Consider the following 1,757-nt stretch of genomic DNA (forward strand, 5'->3'; position numbering starts at 1 on the left):
GCGACGTGCAGCCCGTCGGCGCGCAGCACCACCGCGGCGAGCGTCCCGCCCGCCGGCGAGGGCGACGCCTGCGTCACCGCCCCCGCGTCGGGCCCCGCCACGCGCGCGTCGCCCACCGCGTCGACGCCGAGCGGCGCGGCGTACGGACGCGGGAGGCCGTCGCGGTCGGAGGTCCAGTACAGCGTGCGCCCGTCGGGCGACCAGGCCGGCGCCGACACCACGGCCCGCTCCTCCGCCGCCGACGCGACCGCGCCGCCCGCGGTGTCGAGCACGTCGACCGCCGAGCGGGCGCCCCGCACCATGCGCACCGCGGCGACGGCAGTCCCGTCGGGCGACCAGCGCGGCGAGCCCCACTGCGGGTCGGCGGCGGCGGTGGTGAGCGGCGCGATCGTCGCGCCGTCGGGCGACACCCGCACCAGCCGCGTCGTGCCCCCGGCCGACTGCACGGCGACGATCGCGCCGTCGCGCGCCCGCGTCTCGGGGTGCGTCAGCCGCGCGCCGCGCGTCAGGCGCCGCTGCCCGCGCGACGCCGCGCCGAAGTCGGGCGCACGCCCCGTCTGCACCCACAGGTCGCCGCGCACCGTGAACGGATCCGCGTACTCGAGCTGCGCGAACAGCGTCGCGCCCGCGTACGGGCCGGCGGCCAGCGGCACGTTGGGCGTCAGCGAGTTGCGGCGCCCCACCCGCTCGCGGTCGCCGTCGAGCGTCACGCGGTACGCGCCGCTCGCCTCGCGCGCGTCGTTGGCGGCGTACACCAGCGCCGCCGGGTCGAGCCAGCGCGGGTAGGCGGCGTACCACCCCTCGCGCGTGAGCGTCCGCCACGCGTCGCCGCGCGACGCGCGCGACGCGCCCTCGAGCGAGTCGCGCCAGGCGCGCCACGCGTCGGAGAAGCCGGTCCCGAAGCCGCGCCGCGCGGCCGCGTTCAGGCGGTACGGCACGAGCTGCCCGCTCGCCGCCTCGACGAAGCGCCGCACGCCGCCCTCGCGCCCGTGGCGCGCCAGCCAGTCGACGACGAAGCCGCCGTGCACGTACGCCTGCGACCCGCCGGGGAACACCGAGCTCTCGAGGCTGAGCTGGTCGAGGCGCGGCACGCGCCCCTCGGCGGCCGCCGCGCGCGCCACGGCGCGGTGCTCGGTCCCCGCCAGCCGGCCGGCGCCGGTGAGCCGCGACTCGAAGTGCACCGCCAGCCCCTCCGTGAGCCATGACGGCGCGTAGGCGTTCGGGAAGAGCGCCGAGTGCCGCCCGAACACGCGCTGCAGCCCCGCCCACACGCCGCGCGACCGGTCGAGGTGGAAGACGTGCGCCAGCTCGTGGGTGATCAGCAGCTCGCCCCAGTCGTCGTGGAAGCGCAGCGACGAGACATCGACCGGCGGCTGCAGGTAGGCGACGATCCGGTTGGTCGGGAAGGTGTTCGCGAACCCGTTGCTGAAGTCCACGTTGTCGGCGACCACGAGGTCCACCGGCCCGCGCGGCGGCACCAGCTCGGCCGACAGGCGCGCCCACGCGCGCTCCGCCTCCGCGGCGGCGCGCCGCCCGCGCGCCTCGTCCTCTGAGCGGAAGTGCACGCGAAAGTGCGGCGTCGCGACCGTGCGCCAGTCGCCGCGCGGGTCGACCCCCTGGGCGTGGGCGGGCGCGGGCGCGGCGAGCGCGGCGAGGAGCGCGAGCCGATGGAGCGTCGAGCGTCGAGCGTCGAGCGTCGGCAGCGCTCCTCGCGGCGGCAGGAGGCGTCCCCGCCACGGGGCGCTGCCGACGCTCGA

General features: G+C 78.8%; 1 protein-coding gene. It reads right to left on the bottom strand.

Annotation, left to right across the window (positions count from 1 at the left end; translation table 11 throughout):
- Positions 1 to 1,565 (bottom strand): hypothetical protein (locus tag PYV61_RS25000; RefSeq protein ID WP_345785289.1); only part of this gene is annotated, 1,565 nt, incomplete at its 3' end.
- Between the last annotated feature and the right edge of the window lie 192 nt (positions 1,566 to 1,757).

Source organism: Roseisolibacter sp. H3M3-2 (assembly GCF_029211165.1).
Lineage (GTDB): Bacteria > Gemmatimonadota > Gemmatimonadetes > Gemmatimonadales > Gemmatimonadaceae > Roseisolibacter.